The organism is Spirosoma validum (assembly GCF_014699035.1).
GTDB lineage: Bacteria > Bacteroidota > Bacteroidia > Cytophagales > Spirosomataceae > Spirosoma > Spirosoma validum.
This window is the reverse complement of record NZ_JACXAA010000004.1, coordinates 436937-452554: the sequence shown is the minus strand read 5'-3', so window position 1 is coordinate 452554 and position 15618 is coordinate 436937. Positions and strand designations below refer to the sequence as shown.

At 52.5% G+C, this 15618-nt stretch carries 17 protein-coding genes; 2 read left to right on the top strand and 15 right to left on the bottom strand.

Going from position 1 to position 15618, the window contains the following annotated elements; translation table 11 throughout:
- Positions 1-32: 32 nt before the first annotated feature.
- The 5 genes from IC230_RS14300 to IC230_RS14280 all read right to left on the bottom strand — a co-directional run bounded on the left by IC230_RS14300 (position 33) and on the right by IC230_RS14280 (position 2410).
- Positions 33-185 (bottom strand): hypothetical protein, encoded by a 153-nt coding sequence (locus IC230_RS14300; protein ID WP_191039702.1) that lies wholly within the window; start codon positions 183-185, stop codon positions 33-35.
- Positions 186-249: 64 nt separating this feature from the next.
- Entirely contained in the window at positions 250-543 is a 294-nt protein-coding gene (locus IC230_RS14295; RefSeq protein ID WP_191039701.1) for an acyl carrier protein, read from the bottom strand.
- A gap of 183 nt (positions 544-726) precedes the next feature.
- Positions 727-981, bottom strand: coding sequence for a helix-turn-helix domain-containing protein (locus IC230_RS14290; protein WP_191039700.1), 255 nt, complete (start codon positions 979-981; stop codon positions 727-729).
- Positions 982-1040: 59 nt separating this feature from the next.
- Positions 1041-1196, bottom strand: a complete 156-nt coding sequence (locus IC230_RS14285; protein WP_191039699.1) for a hypothetical protein — start codon at positions 1194-1196, stop codon at positions 1041-1043.
- Between the two features lie 104 nt (positions 1197-1300).
- Positions 1301-2410 (bottom strand): glycoside hydrolase family protein, encoded by a 1110-nt coding sequence (locus IC230_RS14280; RefSeq protein WP_191039698.1) that lies wholly within the window; start codon positions 2408-2410, stop codon positions 1301-1303.
- Positions 2411-2735: 325 nt separating this feature from the next.
- Between IC230_RS14280 and IC230_RS34640 the strand changes: the two genes are divergently transcribed.
- Positions 2736-3842, top strand: coding sequence for a sensor histidine kinase (locus IC230_RS34640; RefSeq protein ID WP_191039697.1), 1107 nt, complete (start codon positions 2736-2738; stop codon positions 3840-3842).
- A gap of 15 nt (positions 3843-3857) precedes the next feature.
- Positions 3858-4592, top strand: coding sequence for a LytR/AlgR family response regulator transcription factor (locus IC230_RS14270; protein WP_223860640.1), 735 nt, complete (start codon positions 3858-3860; stop codon positions 4590-4592).
- Positions 4593-4889: 297 nt separating this feature from the next.
- Here IC230_RS14270 and IC230_RS14265 read toward each other — a convergent pair whose 3' ends face one another.
- The 10 genes from IC230_RS14265 to IC230_RS14220 form a co-directional block, all read right to left on the bottom strand.
- Positions 4890-5447, bottom strand: coding sequence for a TlpA family protein disulfide reductase (locus IC230_RS14265; RefSeq protein WP_223860639.1), 558 nt, complete (start codon positions 5445-5447; stop codon positions 4890-4892).
- A gap of 329 nt (positions 5448-5776) precedes the next feature.
- Positions 5777-6505, bottom strand: coding sequence for a thioesterase II family protein (locus IC230_RS14260; RefSeq protein WP_191039695.1), 729 nt, complete (start codon positions 6503-6505; stop codon positions 5777-5779).
- Between the two features lie 71 nt (positions 6506-6576).
- Positions 6577-7248 (bottom strand): 4'-phosphopantetheinyl transferase family protein, encoded by a 672-nt coding sequence (locus IC230_RS14255; RefSeq protein ID WP_191039694.1) that lies wholly within the window; start codon positions 7246-7248, stop codon positions 6577-6579.
- A gap of 12 nt (positions 7249-7260) precedes the next feature.
- On the bottom strand, positions 7261-8697 hold the full coding sequence (locus IC230_RS14250) for a class I adenylate-forming enzyme family protein (protein WP_191039693.1): 1437 nt from the start codon (positions 8695-8697) through the stop codon (positions 7261-7263).
- A gap of 91 nt (positions 8698-8788) precedes the next feature.
- Positions 8789-9220, bottom strand: a complete 432-nt coding sequence (locus IC230_RS14245; protein WP_223860638.1) for a DUF2141 domain-containing protein — start codon at positions 9218-9220, stop codon at positions 8789-8791.
- A gap of 123 nt (positions 9221-9343) precedes the next feature.
- Positions 9344-11698, bottom strand: coding sequence for a TonB-dependent receptor (locus IC230_RS14240; protein WP_191039692.1), 2355 nt, complete (start codon positions 11696-11698; stop codon positions 9344-9346).
- A gap of 199 nt (positions 11699-11897) precedes the next feature.
- Positions 11898-13103: a lysophospholipid acyltransferase family protein gene (locus IC230_RS14235; RefSeq protein WP_191039691.1), complete on the bottom strand. Its 1206-nt coding sequence runs from the start codon at positions 13101-13103 to the stop codon at positions 11898-11900.
- Positions 13100-13795 (bottom strand): DUF2306 domain-containing protein, encoded by a 696-nt coding sequence (locus tag IC230_RS14230; protein ID WP_191039690.1) that lies wholly within the window; start codon positions 13793-13795, stop codon positions 13100-13102. Before IC230_RS14230 ends, IC230_RS14235 begins: the two co-directional genes overlap by 4 nt.
- A gap of 104 nt (positions 13796-13899) precedes the next feature.
- On the bottom strand, positions 13900-15129 hold the full coding sequence (locus tag IC230_RS14225; protein ID WP_191039689.1) for a beta-ketoacyl synthase N-terminal-like domain-containing protein: 1230 nt from the start codon (positions 15127-15129) through the stop codon (positions 13900-13902).
- Between the two features lie 11 nt (positions 15130-15140).
- Positions 15141-15617, bottom strand: a complete 477-nt coding sequence (locus IC230_RS14220) for a 3-hydroxyacyl-ACP dehydratase FabZ family protein (protein ID WP_191039688.1) — start codon at positions 15615-15617, stop codon at positions 15141-15143.
- Position 15618: the final 1 nt, after the last annotated feature.

The window sequence follows — 15618 nt, the reverse complement described above, 5'->3', positions numbered from 1 at the left end:
TGATATGAGTTTTAAATGACAAGTGCAGAGAACTACACGGCTTGTAGTTGGCCGCTGTTGCCGCTGCAACGATCCGTGTCTAAAGCGGCTGCGGTCAGTTCGAAACGCTCTTCGAGTTCAACAATCGTCAGTTCGTTTTCGATTTCGAAAGAAAGTTGTTCCTGGGGATTTGTGTTAACAGACATGATTGATTGGGTTTAAGGGTTGTTTATTAAAAAAATAAGGGTTTAGGTGTATTCGGATCGGGCGTTAGTTAGCCTCCACCGGGGCATTTTCCTGAACTTTCTCCAGGATCATTGCGCTGAGCGTTTCGACGTTCTGAAAGCTGTCTTCGTTGAAGTCGGACGGCAGGATGTCAAACTCTTCGGCCAGGCGGGATGAGATCTCCAGGATAGCCAGCGAATCCTGAATGATGCCGGGATTTTCATCGGTTCCGAAGAAGGGCGTGTTGTCGTCGATTTCGGTGATCGAGGCATCCTCTACGCTCAGAATGTCGGTTACGACTTCCTTAACGCGCTCTTTGATGGTGAACAGATCGTTCATAAGGGTAAGTGATTAAGGGTTATAGGACTGAATTCTTGATAAGGCTGTGTTGCTGATTGTCTGTGACAAAGGTACCGGGTCGATCTGGGCTGGACCATAACGGGTGGTTATAAACGAAACCTTTGCTGACTATTCCATGCATCGACGATGCGAATGGGCTGGCGGTTAGTCCGATACGTAGTGTCAGACCAGGATCGGGCGGGTGTTCTGGCGCATAACCAGCATAACTAATTCTTCGGTTGTGGCTCCAACAATGTCTCTGATCGACAGTTGGTAGAGTTCGGCCAGTTCGGACAAGTTCTGCAGCGACAGAATCGTACGGCCCGTTTCTTTCTTGCTGTAAGCCGCCTGGCTGATACCCAGTTTAAAGGCGACATAATCCTGCGGATAGCCGGTAATCATACGCAGCACCCGAACGCGTTCAGCTAGTTGTTCCATGTCCTGTTTACTATCAGTTGGTTGAATAATTTTTTTATAGGGAGGTTACGGCAATCGTTTTAAAGCAGCGCAGAGGCCAGAATACGTAGTCGATTGGTGGGCGGACCAGCCGGCGAAGCATCGGTCAGTAGTTCGCTCCAGTCATTGTTCGAGGGCATCCAGTAATCGGTCCGCTGCGACAGAGCCATATCAAATGCGTTCTTGGTCGTTCTCATACTGCGTTTAAGGTTTAAATGTGTTGTGTCAAACAGTTTCTTGTAATCAGCGCCTGGGTGTTGCAGACTACTTTTAGTCAAGGGCTGCTCGCCAGGCTATTTCGTTATAGCAGGATAATATCGCTCCAGACCTGGCGGGTATGCGTAACGGTTGCGTGAAGCATCAGGTAAACGCCCACTATCCCATTCAACAGGTGCCATTCGCGATGTGCGTAATAGTTGCTTGCTAAATCTGTTCTCAGCAGATCAATGGTTCTTGTCAGCCAGTAGTGCCAGCCATTGCGGTAGGCCATATACCCCGTCAGTCGGAAGAGATAATCGTACGTGTGCGCAATACCAGCGGCTCCCTGTCGAAACTCGGCGTGTCGAATGACCGTCTGTGCGACTTCCCGGTGCATGATCGTGTCCAGTCCGATGCGGTCGGCCAGCTGGCGGTAGTAGGAATCACTCAGCAGCGTAGCCACCTGGTAGAGTAGCACCACTTCGTTCAGATCACCACGCGTCCACATCGGCTCGTTCGTTGCCAGCGCTTCCTGTTCAAATGGCCCGCTGGCCGACTGTCGAAATTCAGATTGCGATTCTGTGCTGTTTACCATCAGCGTGAGGTAATGCAACCTGTACTTGACCGCGGATTCAATCCATTTTAGCAGCGATGGCGAGGCTAATCCCCGTTGCCCGGCACTGACCAGAGCGATCAATAATTTCGTTAGTCCGTTGTGCTTTGCAGCCTGCTGCGCCTGACCATCCAGGGCATACAACAACCGTTCGGGTTCTGTATGACGGGCAATCAGTTGCACAAGTTGCCGGGCGTAATCAACGGTTTCCGGGTGCAGCATGAAGTAGTTCAGCGCAGCGGCTTCTCCATCGGCAAAGGTCAGTGCATCCAACCGAATCTGACGTCGAACCGTCTCGAACACAACTTTGTCAGCCTGCTCGATGGCTTTCTGTAACGGTGTCGTTAATACGTCCTGGGTCTTCATCCCATGCAGCAACACGACCCATTCAACGAAGGCATCCTGTGACCCATTTTCCTGAACCATCAGACCGAGCTGATTCGCAAGACCATAACCATCACGCTCTGTACGGACGAAACGATCGGAGACGGGTGCATACAAGTCCAGCAGCAGCTTTCCGACTTCCTGTTGCGAACCTCCCGTTGCGGCCGCATCCAGGCGGTCACGAAGCTGAGAAAGAATGGGCGCAAACAGGTTCATGGATACGATAGGCTAAAGGTCGGCGAACGATTGACGGATGACTAGAGCGTCATTACCGTCGTCATCATGCTTTTACCACCATTGTGGCCCGGAATAGCGCGTCCGCCCATGGTAGCCAGTGTACGCTTGTTCAACATCAGTTTTGCGGTCGGGGTGTTGTTCTTGACGTTCATGATCGTAAAAGTTAGCAGGTGTTTGTGTTTGTTTCTGATTCAAAGATGTAGGACGCCCGTCACCTCTGAAAAAATATTATATGAATCGCGTTTTTGCCTATATTAATTGCGGATTTGTCGCCAGTTTTACCTGATCAACGTGTTTGCAGAACGTGAAGCAACCCTCTTTTTTTTATCGAATTCCGACCCGCTGGCAGCGTGTACTCTGGCACGTAGCGTTCTGGTTCCTGTATTTTCTGTATGGTAACGTGCTGACATTTTTCGACCATCGGGTCGATCCGGTAGCCGTACTTAAACGTACCGTGCTGACCTATGGCCTGGTGATCGCCCTGTTTTACATCAATGCCCACGTCCTGCTGGACCGATACTTAACGACCAAACGCTATGGGAAACTGATCATCGGTACGATCTTGCTGCTGGGTGGGTATGTGCTGTGTCGCCAGTTCATTTTCTGGCGCGTACTACCGGCGATTGGCGTACCCTTTACCTCGCTTTTCGGGGCCAGCAACTTTTTTGTGGAGACGTTCTGGATCTACGTCAACTTTACTCTGTTCAGCTACGGGTACTGGTACGTCCTGCAAAGCCTGCGACTGGCGAAGGAGCGCACGAAGATTCTTCAGCAGAAACTAGTGATCGAGCAGCAGCATAGCCAGGCGGTGATGGCGTACCTCAAATCGCAGATTAGCCCGCATTTTCTGTACAATACCCTAAATTTCCTGTATGCCGAAGCAATGGATACGTCGCCGAGACTGGCGCGGTCGGTGATGGTTTTATCAGAAATGATGCGCTATTCCTTATCGCACCCTGAACACGAAGCTCCCGTAACCTTAAGTCAGGAGGTCGAGCACCTGAATAATTACCTGTATTTGCAAAAGCAGCGTTTTGAGGATGGCCTGCATATCGACATGGAGGTGAAAGGCGAAGAGTGGTTCGACCAGTTAAAGTTTTTACCGTTGGTACTCATGTCGCTTATCGAGAATGCGTTCAAATACGGTGATCTGACTTCCGCCGAGCATCCGCTCATCATCCGAATCCATGCCGACGCTAACTCATTTTATTTCTACACCAGTAACCGAAAAAAAGACGTAGAGCAACTCGAACCGTCAACGCGCGTCGGCCTGACCAACACGCGGAGACGTTTGTACCTAACCTATGCTCATAACCAGACGTTTACAGTTACCGACGCAACCGACGAGTTCAGTGCAGAAATACGGGTTCAGTTTGATGCTGTTCCCGCTTATGAGTCCCTTTCGCTTTAGCTCCAACTACGTAACATGGCCGGAATTCTTACGTGTGTGGTGGTGGATGATGAACCACCCGCCATCAAAATTTTAACGAATTATATTCGCGACACGCCTTATCTGTCGCTGACCAGCAGCACAACGGATATTTTGCAGGCGCAGAAACTGCTCGCCGAACAGCCCATCGACGTATTGTTTCTGGATATTCAGATGCCCAAACTGACGGGTCTGCAATTCCTGCGACTCTACGAAGGGAAAACAAAGGTAATTTTGACAACAGCCTACCCGCAGCACGCGCTGGAAAGCTACGAGTTCTCGAACGTGATCGATTATCTGGTGAAACCCATATCGTTCGAACGTTTCCAGAAATCGGTGTCGAAAGCGCTCAAGCTGGTAAACGTAGAAACACGGCCACCCGCAGCTGCCGAACCGGACATGTCGTTTCTCCTGGTAAAAACGGAACATAAAGGGAAGCTGCGCCGGATCGATTACAGTGATGTCGCGTACGTGGAGGGGATGCTGAATTACGTAATTATCCGTACCGTCAAAGGGGATAAAATTATTACGTACATGAGCATGGGCGACATGGAGAAAAACTTACCCGCTCATCAGTTTGCACGGGTCCATCGGTCCTACATCGTGTCATTAAAAACAATTGATGCCATAGACGGTAACGAACTCCTGCTCAAGCCAGGATTCCGGATTCCGGTCGGTGGCAAATACAAAGAGCCCTTCATGCAGGCTTTTCTGCGATCGCCGAATGAGTGAGAGGAGTCTATTTGTGTGTTCTTTGGTTTTGCAACAGCCCCAGCAGGGGCAACCTGTCAATAGAAAACCAGCGCACCAGCCGACTTGAAGCGCCGTAGGTGCGCCCCCAAACGCTGGTAATCAGGTCGCACCTATGGCGCTTCAAGAATATAAATTATTTCTCTTTACTACTAACAGGTCGCCCCAATGGGGCTAGAAATGCCCAATATTTACCATTTGGAAAAGCCCTACAAGATTAGCCTTTCAAAGGATTTAGGAATTTTCATATCCATGAGCCTATAATTTTCAGGCAGTCTCTTAGCGGCTTACGGCCTGTAAGGTTTTTTGCAATTGATCGTAATGCATTCCTTCTATGTAAGCCGCTACGTTTCCGGCCCGATCAATAACGATGAAGGCTGGGCTTAGAGTCACGTGAAATTTTTCGTGGAATCCGTACGAATTCGGGATGGGGATAAATGGCAGCGTTTCCGTAGCCATTACGTTGACTATGTCCTCCTTTGACTCGCGTAAAATACCTAACGAAATAGGGTCGGTTTCCGACTGATAAGGCCGCAGGGCATCCGCATAGCCTTTTGCCTGATTCGTTCCCCAGAACGGCTTGCTTAAACTGACCCAGAAGCTAAGGATAACGACATGCCCTTTTAATTCCGTTGATCGGTACACTTTGTCATCAATTCCCTTCATAACAAATTCCGGCACGGGCTCCCCTATTTTAGGTCTCAGGGCAGGATTTCGATCGTTGAAGCGGTGCGTTTCCCGTTCTTCGGGCGTGGTAGGTCGAATCTTGTAGGCACTAGCCTGACCATATTCATCAATAACAGCTTCTAAATGATATCCATTTGGATCATCTTTCATTAACTGCCGATACTCCTGGTATGAAACCTGTTTACCAGTACTCTTGTCAAAAAACCTGGTATTTTCATCAAATCGCCTTTCAAACCGTATTCCACCGATCTCTCTTCTAACGACCGGCTGGGCTAACAAAGAAAGACAAGTGCAGACCTGCACAGTATTGACTAAAATGAACAGGAGAAAATACTTCATATCAATGTCTTTGATTCACCCGAAAGTAACAAGAATATTTCATCTGAAACAAAGACCAATCTACTATATTCCATGCCCCACTTACTCCGACTTTATCCATGTATCAGCATTCAGAAATCAATACACACGTATTCGTCAGGTTAAACGAGCGTAAGTCCCGTAGCCAATGTACGATTCAGATCCTGGGCAATAATCTGGCCAATTGTCTGAGGATGGTCGAAGATAAAAAAGTGGCCGCCGTCGAGACAATGGAGCGTAATGGGATCAGCAAACTCCCGCTGCCACAGAGCGGCTTCATCGACCGTATACAGATCGTGACTTCCAATCAGAATGGTGGCCGGGATGGTCAGAGGAGGGCGCGTTACGTCCTCATAGACGAAGCTATCCAGCACAGCCATGTCAGCGCGGATAACGGGTTCATACAACGCCCAGGCCCGCTCATTAGCCAGCAATGGACTAAGATCACCCCCCATCTTGGCCAGCTTTTCAATTAACTGCGGGCGTGGTAGCAGATGCACCTGTCGTTCTTTTTCGGGAATTATCGGACCGCCCCGTCCGGAAAAAAACACGCGAACGGGCAGGGGAAATCCTGCCTCCTGCATCCGATGAAGAAGCAGATAGCCCACCATCGAGCCCATGCTATGCCCATATAACGCATACGGTTCGGCTGGCGTAGCCCGTTCAAATTGCCGAAAGACATCGTCCACGGCATTCTCTATGGTAAACAGAGCCGGTTCAGCCGCCCGAAAACCCCGACCGGGCAATTCAAGCGGCACGAACCGAAGCGAATCCGGTAACCGACGTACCAGGGGCTGATAGGAAAAGCGGCTGCCGGCCGCAAACGGCAAACAGTAGACGGGCGTTTTCATGAGTCAGGTTGTCGAACGTTACGTTATCGTTCAGGGCTGGCGTTCCAGTCTCCGAATTGGTACGTGAAGGGTTAAGCTGTCCAGAGCGTTCGGGCTTCCACCGAACGGAGCTCGGCGCAAACGGGACCATTTGCCGCTACGTAACTCACATAACCCGGACCGACATGGAACGGCTGGGTATGGTAGGTTTGCCCTTTGGCATCCTTTACGTTACCATCCGTCGTGACGGTCAGTGATTTAAACGGCGTCTGACTACCGTTACCGTTCGAGGCCGTAACTTTGTAGACCGCTTCTTTCTTCGCCCATAGATCAACGTAGGTCTTTTCGGTGAACTGACCTAGTTCAGCAGCATTTAAGAACAACCGTCCGTCGGTTTGCATCGGGAAACGCTGAACCGACTGTACATCGACGCCCACCGGCCCATCTTCGCTAAGCGCACAAGCCACTACGTCGGCGGAATGGGAGAAACTTACGGACAATCCCAGGCCTGATAGATACGGACTTCCCTGCGCCGTATACCGTAAAAACTTGAGCAGTTGGCCATGCGGAGAGGGCATGTATCGGCTCAGACCGTACTCCAGTAACCGTTTTCCCAGCACCGACAGCGCCCGAACCTGTCGGTCGCGGTAATGTTGGCTACGTTGCCACAGGTTGGGTGGCAGGTCGTGCGCACCGGCTTGCAGACACGCATCGACGGATGACCCGGACAGCCGGGTCCAGTAAATAACGCAGGAAGTAGTCATACGGGTAAGGGTTTATTTTTCGCTTAAAAATTCGTTGGTCCGCAGCATCTCCACGTCGAAGACCTTGCGGCCGTCCACGCTTAGTTGCGTACCGAGGTAATCCACAATGCGCTGGGAACAAAGCTGGCTTTCGGCCAGTGCGACAGCCCGAATCCGTACCCGACGCTGTTGCCGATCGAGCGACAGTTTGAGCAGGCTGAACTCGCCGTAGAGCAGATTTTCGATTTCCTGAAACCAGATCCGCCGTTTGTTGAGATAGATCGATTCATTCCGACGACCGAGAATAAACACCTCGCCGGTATCGGTCACGAAGCCAAAATCGCGGGTGGTCACCTCGCGACCCGGAATCAGATACCGGGGTTTGCGAACATTGACATAACCCGCCGTCACCGATCCACTGACAATATGAATGATACCGGGCTTGAAGGGGGGCAACTCCTGGCGTTTCGCATCCAGCACACGAATGGTAACCCCCTGATTCGGACGTCCAACGGAATCTGCCATCCAGTCATCAGCTTCACTAACGAAATTGGTAGCCACACGAGGACCAGCCTCAGCCAGGCCATACGTTTTCACCAGCGGGCAGCCAAATACCGTCATCGCTTTGGTGAGCGATGAGCGTTCGAGCCGATTACCGCCTACCGTTACGAAACGTAGCGAATGAGCCGCTGGCAGACGAAAAAAGCCACGATCAGCAAAGTAATTGATCTGTCGGATCATGGGCGGAACCGTAAATAGGGTTGTAATGCGGTGACGCTCGATCAGGCGAGGCAACTCAGCCAGAAAAAAACGGGCATCAGCTAAGACCACCGTGGCTCCCACGTAAAAATGACTGAGCCACTGCGCCACTAAACCGTACGAATACCCCATCGGCAGGGCCATCGCCGTTACGTCGTCGGACCGAAGACCCAGTGCTGCTACGTTGCCTTCGACGTTCTGGCCCAGACCCGATTCGGTCAGTTTAACGATTTTGGGCTGGCTTTTGCTGCCTGAGCTGGTCACCAGTAACGCGGCATCGCCCATCTCTTTCCGCGTCGACGGACCGCAGCAGCGAATCAGCTCGAACGTATCGTCGAAGTCTTCGCTGGTGTAATGCGAGTGAACGTAGGATTTTATGGCGGGGGGCGTATTTTTCGTGTTGACCAGATACACCGGAATGCAATCCAGCTGGGGCAGGTGTTCGACCTTGTAATTGATCACGAAGGGTACCGCCCGGACCTGCCACAGCGCCAGCACCATCGCGCAAAGTTCAACGCAGTTGGCGGAACCGACGGCTACGACCTGCCGGGGCTGAATCCCGTGCTGAGTCAGTCGGGCCGTGTATTGGTCCACCTGCTGCCAAAGCTGATGATAGCTGACCATCCGCCGACCTTCAATCAGGGCGATTTTAGCTGGCAACGGTTCATGCCGCTGGCGTAAACGGGCTACGAATGTATCGACTGCTGGCATACTGGGGAGGGAAAAGGATAAACAGACGGTTAAGGAGATGAGCTTGTCTAATCGTCTCCCAATTCGCGAATCGGGAGACGATCCGGTACGATTACTTCGCGTTGATGACGATATTGCGGTTGGTTTTCACCTCGAACAACGTAGCAGCAAAAGCCGGTGGACCAAAGGACGCATCGACATCGTTCGAAACACCCCAGCTTTCGGTCGGAATTCCGAACATACCCCGGTCCAGTTCACCATTTCCATTTTCGTCCTGATAGAATTTAATCGCGTATTGGCCACCCGTCAGGTTATCGAACGTCAGCGTGGCTTTTTGACCCTGAACTGTAACGGTTTTGGCCAGCAGGGGTTTTTCGTTGGCATCGAGCAGCCGGACATACGCCTTTCCTTCATCTCCTTTAAAATTTTTGAGCGTCACCGTTACGGTGTACTTAGGGCCTTCTGATTTGCGCTTGGGTTCATCCGCTTTCGCAAAGCTTACCGTCATTGCCAGCATCGTGGCCAGGAATAGATTGATTTTCATGGGTAAAACAGGTTTATGGTTTAGAAAAATTTAAGATTATGCACTGATGGTACCCACGGGCTTCAGCCCGTGTTTTACGAGAAGAGCTATTTTGCGAGAACACGGGCTGAAGCCCGTGGATACCTAAAACAGGATTCGGTAACCGAAAACCGGGTATCGACCTAATTGGTACGAGTAGCGAACCTGTCCGGTTGATGGACTGTAATACTGCGAGTAAATGTTGCGTCGGTTGGTCAGGTTATTTAGATCGAAGTACCATTCCCGCATGGCGTGTTTGCCGTTCACCCGTAGTGTTAGTTTACCGTCTAATCGGCCATAGGCTGGAAATTGTCCCTCAAAGGCCTGGTTCGTTTGCTCAACCAGCGTACCGGTCTGCTGCGACGCACTCAGGTCAGCGGGTGTATAGCGTTTACCCCCTGCCACCGCCACGCGCAAATCAGCGACCAGGGTTGTTTTACGACTGATCTTCCACTCCCCGCCGGTCAGAAAATTACCGGCCCACTGGTTGTTGAACAGGGTATTCCGTAACACGCCATCGCTGCCTCGGTAACGGCTGTCAAAGGCCGAGACGGTTGCCATTACGTAGTAATTGCGGCTGAACGTGCGTTCCAGGGTCAATTCCAGACCATAGTTGCAGCCACTCCCCCCGTTGGTCAGACCTGTAGCGGAAGGCGTCAGGAAGTCGGTGCCCGTATTGAGCAGCGAATACGACGGACTCGTTGGCGACACCGGTACGTTCTGCAACGCCTGATAATACGCTTCGACAGTCAGCGAGGTTTGCTTCCCCAGCCAGCGCGTATACCCCAGTACGGCCTGATTGCTAAAGACAAAACCCAGGTGCTGATTTGGCATCGTTTCAGTTCCATCAGGTTGGTCTTGCTGGTTGAAGAACACCTGCAAAGGGCCCACCTGGCTGTGCCGACCGACACTCAGGGATAAGGATTGTTTTTGGTTAAGCTGGTAACGAGCGCTCAGACGCGGCTCTACCGAATGCTGCTGCGTCAGCGCCAGCCACTGGTGATATACCCCCGCATTAAGTACCCAGCGATCCGATGGGCGACCCTGCCAGAATCCGTACGTCTGTACCAGCCCGGTTTGACCGGTCGTATGACGCAGGTAATGAAACTGCCCTGTTTCGCGCGTACTGTCGGCATAGTTTACGCCCAGATACGATAGAATAACCCCCGCACCAAACCGGCTTTTCGCGCTGATCTTCCGATTGAACTGACTATGCACCGTGTACTTGTACTGACTCGATCCGTCGCCGTACTGCGCGTAGTGGCGTCGATCGCTGGTAATGGAATCGGTCACGGCCTGAACAGAGTTGCCGGTAGCCGCCAGTGTTGTCCGCAATGACGTACCAGGGCCGAAGGAGTAGGTATGTGTCAGGCCAACGACGCCCATTTTCGTGTTGTAGGTCGAATACTCACCACCCTGCGGGTATAACGTATTGGTGACGGGCTCGTCCTCGAAGGTAATCCGGCTGGTGCCGCCCATGCCAAACACGGCAATCTCTCCGGCTTTGCCTAGTGGCAATCGAACTTTAAAAACCGCATCCTGATACTGCGGCAGAGCCGAACCGGTACCTAAATTGATGCCCAGCGCCTGAAATAGCTGAAGGAACGAGTAGCGGTAGTGAGCCAGATACGACGCCTGCGATCCTTTCGAAAAAGGGCCTTCCGCACCTAGTTCCCAACCGTTAAATCCCGCCTGAACGGTATATTCGCGTTTATCCGGATTGCCGTTACGGAGCCGGATGTCGAACACGCCCGAAACCGCATTGCCGTATTCGGCGGGAAAGGCGCCGGTCAGAAACACCGATCGGTCGATCACGTTCGAGTTCAGAATGGGTACGGGACCACCCGTGTTGCCCATCGCTCCAAAATGGTTCGGATTGGGAATGTCAATGCCTTCAACGCGCCAGAGTAATCCCGTTGGTGAATTCCCCCGGATGACGATGTCGTTTCGTGAATCGTTGTTCCCCACCACCCCCGCCATGTTCATCGCCATTCGCGATGGATCATTTCGGTTGCCCGCAAACCGGCGGGTCTGTTCCATGTCGAATACGTGGGCACCCGTTACGGCCAGGGTTTTGTCAATGGCATCCAGCGGTCGTTGGGCGTACACCTGCACTTCCTGCGCCGTTTGCACCCGTTCGGTCATCGGTACGTCCAGGCTGGTTTCTTTACCCGCCGTAAACAATACGTCCGGTATAACCTGATCACCGTAGCCAACGGACGTAATTTTCAGCGTGTGTCGTCCCAGCGGCACCTGGCTTAGCCGATACGTTCCTGTAGAGTCGGCGGTAGCGCCAATCGTGGGTTCATCCAGAACCTGAACCGTAGCCAGTGGTACGCCTGCTCCCGATTGCGTATCCGTAATACGTCCTCGTCCGGTTTGGGTCTGCGCCTGAACCGTCAGGGTTAGTATACTCAGCAAACTCACCCATAGGCTTTCTCTCCGTCGTTTCGCGTTCATGCCTGTAGCCTTTTCAGTGTGTTAATTTGACTAGTTGGATTTTGTAAAAGCGTATTATTTCAGCACAGTGTGGTCTGTCGTTCTGGTGATGTCGGGTTTAAGAGCCCGACAGAGCAAGGTTCCTCAGAACCTCGTTTACACCTTATAGCAGCGCGTTTATCAGGGTTGAGAACCGGATTGTACGGACTTGAACAGTTTCTCAGACTTTTGCTAGAATACCGCGCTCAACCAGTTGTGCCAACGTCGTTGACGTCAATCGGTTTGTTACGTCGCTCAATAGCTGCGGCTGCCGGAGATCCTGGAGTATGCTGAACAGATCGGCGTGGATGGCAACGATGCGGTAGGTCCGTTTGTCCATTAGGTAGGACGTTACGTCCATCTTAAATAAGCCGTACCGATTTTCCTGAAAATACACCCGGTCATCATTCGCTACGTCACTGGCATACGCCGACTGCTGCCCTTTACTCAAGCTGTCGAAATCCAGAAATTTGTGCACGTACAGCCAGCTTTCCCATTGATCGACGTACCGGCGGAGGTAGGTTTCCAGCAGTGCATACAGCGATCGGGTCGTATCCGCTACGTAGTCCGTCTGGACGACGCCGGATGCTGGCGCAATCGGATCGAAAAACAGGAACCGGGGAGTCCGCGAACCGTTGATCCATTCGTAGTACGACACCATCGGGATAATAGGAACTTTCAGCGCGAAGGATGTCAGCGCGATACCGGTTCGGGAGCAGAGTTCCTGGTTCAGGAAAGGCACCATCAGCGTTTTGGGACCGCGTTTGTAGATACCGCCCGTACCGGAATTGCCGTCGATGTAAATCACGATCGAATAGCCCTGCCGCAACGCCTGCGCCATGCAGATACCGATGTCGGGCCGCTCAGCATCCAATATCCGCATCCGCGACGATACGTTATTCAGTTCATTGATCCGGGAAACGGTTTTGATTGTTTCCTCGCTTTGTTTCTGAACTGTATTGGTATCTACGACCATCGCCATGTCGATGCCTTCGCGGGCCAGAATCCCGACGATACTTTGGTATGACCCCAAATGATACGTGCAGAAAATCTTTGGTTTTCGTTTCTCCGCAGGTTCCAGGAACGTCAGGTTGCCTTCGGGCTGAAGATAATCCACGGCGCGGTCGTCGACCAGTTGCCGGTCGTGGGCGCGAGCCGCGTGATTGACCACGACCTGTAAATAAATCCGCTCATGGTCTGACATGGGCAGTTCAGGCATAAAATTGGTCAGGTTAGTCGATACGAACACCCAGTCTTTGGTCTGGTGTAGGGCCATTTTCTGCCGTTCCCGCGCCAGAATCCGTTCCTGCAACGTAGTGTAATCGGCTAAGTAGCGACGGGCAAATGTCTCGGACTTCAACCCGACGGAGGTTTCAAGTGGGATCATGAGGGAGACGAGGTTAGTTCAGAAACAACGGGTCGGTTGACAGCACTGGCGTTACGTACCCGGCGGATGGCCCGAATGATCAAGGGCGTTCCAACGGCGGTTGGCAACAACCAGGCGACAACGCCCGGCAGGAAATGATTATTGACAACCAGAAAAGCGGTCAGAGTAGCGATGTATCCGGCGCACATACCGGCGATGTGGGTATACAACCAGTATTTGGGATCTTCGGGTGGGTGCACGAACCGCAGAGCGGCATGGCTGGTTCGCCACAAAAGAACGGCCCCAAAGACAATCGCCACGATCCCGAAGGTATCACCCTGCAACCAGGTATAGATGCCCCACTCAGCCAGTGCTATGGCAAACAAACCCGCTCCGCCCTGTAACGCCCAGTCTATCCAGGTGGGCTGCTGACCCAGGTGTAGCTTTTTCAGCTTCAGCGCCCGATAGCCTGCCAATACCAGATAAAAGCTAAAAAAGGCAATCATGAACAGAAACGCCAGACTTTTGACGTAGGCCACGACAACCGCCGTGACGAACACAACGGCCATGCTACAGACATACACTCGCCCGGCCCGGCGATGGGGCGTGCTGCCTTTCTTCGTCAGCATAGCGACCGGTCCGGACGCAAGAGCCAACGTACCTCCCGTCGCATGGATAATGATCAGGGCTTTGAGAATCAGAGATGTGTTCATAGTGGTAATGAGCATTTTGAGCTTCGCGACTAACCTAGGTACCACGGGCTTCAGCCCGTATAAACTCTATTATGAGATACGGGCTGAAGCCCGTGGTACCCAGGTCAGGCTGCGCGCTTGAGCAACAGACTGACATTGTTACCGCTGGCGTGCCACGAATTGACCAGGGCGTAGTCTTTCTCGCTTTCGTAGGTTGTTGTCGTTTCCGGTATGCGGAGTCCATCGGTGGGTTCGGTCGAAGCGTAACCCGTTCCCGGTACGACTTTGTCGCGCAGGGCCAGTGCTGCTGTCAGCAGAGAGGCAATTCCCGAGGCACTGAACGTCTCACCGATCCGGCCTTTGAGGGTCGTATAGTACAGATCGTCCGTTGGCCAGATGCGTCGAATGGCGTTGCCCTCGGCTCCACTCAGGTGTTGCGGCAAACAGGCTCCACCCACGACCAGGCCTACCGAGCTGGGCGACGTATTACTGCGACGTAACACGCCGTTCATGGTACTGGTCAGATCGTCTTCACTACGTGTATGCATGAACTCGCGGTAATCCCGGTCATTCTGCGCGTGGTAATCAACCAGTTCGGCATAGATGGTCGCCCCGCGGGCTTTTGCATGCTCCAGGGTTTCGAGCACGACAAAGGCCGACGCTTCACCCATCACCATGACTTCGTTATCGGTCGAGGTGTTGTTCGGCAGATCGACCGGTTGCCCGTCGGATTTAGGCGAGAGCAGATACTTTCGCTCGGCGTACGACCAGAGCGTAATCTCGCGCACTTCGTCGAATCCTCCGCAAACCACTACGTCGGCTTTGCCGTCCTGCAACAGATCGTACCCGTAGCAGACACTGTTTTCACCCAGCGACATGGAGCTGGGCCCTTTGATGCCGAAGGTCCGCGCTACGTCGCCCAGGGCGCAGTTGACGGTCGTTTTGGTGAAGGTAAAGGGGCTAACCTTGGCGGGTCCGGCCTGGAACAGTTTGATCAGAAACTCTTCGGCAGCAGCGTTGGCACCGAACGACGTATCAAGCAGCAGGCCTACCCGTTCGGGGGTTAGCTCGTCCATCGACAGTCCCGCGTGCTGAAACGCCAGGTGGCAGGCCATCATCGCCAGTTGCGAATACTTAAGCGGAAATGGTGGCTTGAGTTTAGAAAATGCTTCCGTGAAGGTAAACGGCTGACACGTACCGAAGTACTGAGTACCAATTTCGGGGATCGTCCAGTCTTCGCGGATACCAACGCCCGCCTGATCGGCCAGCAGGTTCTGCCAGAACGTTTCAACGCCGTTGCCGAGGCTCGACAGGATGCCTCCCCCGGTTAAAACAATAGTTTGATTAGCAGACATGATCAGATCGGTTAAGCGATTAAAACGGTTACTTCTCCTTTGGCAGCGGCTCCTTTACCCGCAATCTCCACCTTCGCGTCGAACACCATGTATTTCATGATCTGGAAGCGGTGTTTCACAGAAATAATCAGCTGGTCATTCGCCCGAACTTCGCGGGTGAACGTCAGCCGGTCAATCTTGATCGCCCGGCCGGAACGTACCGCAGGTAACGCGGGGTTAGCCGTATTGGTTTTGTTGGCCTGACTGAACATGCCCTCCAGTCGACCGAAAATACCGCAAGCCTGGAACATCATTTCAACCAGAATAATACCGGGCAAAATCGGTTCGCCGGGAAAATGCCCTTCGAAGAATCGGTTGTCGGGGGTAATGAAGGAACTGACCTGAACGGTCTGCCCTGGGTCGTAATTATCCACACGATCAATGAGCAGCATGGGCGGCCGGTGGGGCAGCAGGTCTTTTGGGTAAGGGATTTTAAATGTTGTTGTCATG

Bases quoted from the DNA above. Each gene is read 5' to 3' on its own strand.
- IC230_RS14295 (WP_191039701.1), bottom strand. From the start codon at position 543: ATGAACGATCTGTTCACCATCAAAGAGCGCGTTAAGGAAGTCGTAACC.
- IC230_RS14230 (WP_191039690.1), bottom strand. From the start codon at position 13,795: ATGAACACATCTCTGATTCTCAAAGCCCTGATCATTATCCATGCGACG.
- IC230_RS14260 (WP_191039695.1), bottom strand. From the start codon at position 6,505: ATGAAAACGCCCGTCTACTGTTTGCCGTTTGCGGCCGGCAGCCGCTTT.
- IC230_RS14255 (WP_191039694.1), bottom strand. From the start codon at position 7,248: ATGACTACTTCCTGCGTTATTTACTGGACCCGGCTGTCCGGGTCATCC.
- IC230_RS14225 (WP_191039689.1), bottom strand. From the start codon at position 15,129: ATGTCTGCTAATCAAACTATTGTTTTAACCGGGGGAGGCATCCTGTCG.
- IC230_RS14270 (WP_223860640.1), top strand. From the start codon at position 3,858: ATGGCCGGAATTCTTACGTGTGTGGTGGTGGATGATGAACCACCCGCC.
- IC230_RS14245 (WP_223860638.1), bottom strand. From the start codon at position 9,220: ATGAAAATCAATCTATTCCTGGCCACGATGCTGGCAATGACGGTAAGC.
- IC230_RS14285 (WP_191039699.1), bottom strand. From the start codon at position 1,196: ATGAGAACGACCAAGAACGCATTTGATATGGCTCTGTCGCAGCGGACC.
- IC230_RS14240 (WP_191039692.1), bottom strand. From the start codon at position 11,698: ATGAACGCGAAACGACGGAGAGAAAGCCTATGGGTGAGTTTGCTGAGT.
- IC230_RS14220 (WP_191039688.1), bottom strand. From the start codon at position 15,617: ATGACAACAACATTTAAAATCCCTTACCCAAAAGACCTGCTGCCCCAC.
- IC230_RS14265 (WP_223860639.1), bottom strand. From the start codon at position 5,447: ATGAAAGATGATCCAAATGGATATCATTTAGAAGCTGTTATTGATGAA.
- IC230_RS14235 (WP_191039691.1), bottom strand. From the start codon at position 13,103: ATGATCCCACTTGAAACCTCCGTCGGGTTGAAGTCCGAGACATTTGCC.
- IC230_RS14290 (WP_191039700.1), bottom strand. From the start codon at position 981: ATGGAACAACTAGCTGAACGCGTTCGGGTGCTGCGTATGATTACCGGC.
- IC230_RS14280 (WP_191039698.1), bottom strand. From the start codon at position 2,410: ATGAACCTGTTTGCGCCCATTCTTTCTCAGCTTCGTGACCGCCTGGAT.
- IC230_RS14250 (WP_191039693.1), bottom strand. From the start codon at position 8,697: ATGCCAGCAGTCGATACATTCGTAGCCCGTTTACGCCAGCGGCATGAA.
- IC230_RS14300 (WP_191039702.1), bottom strand. From the start codon at position 185: ATGTCTGTTAACACAAATCCCCAGGAACAACTTTCTTTCGAAATCGAA.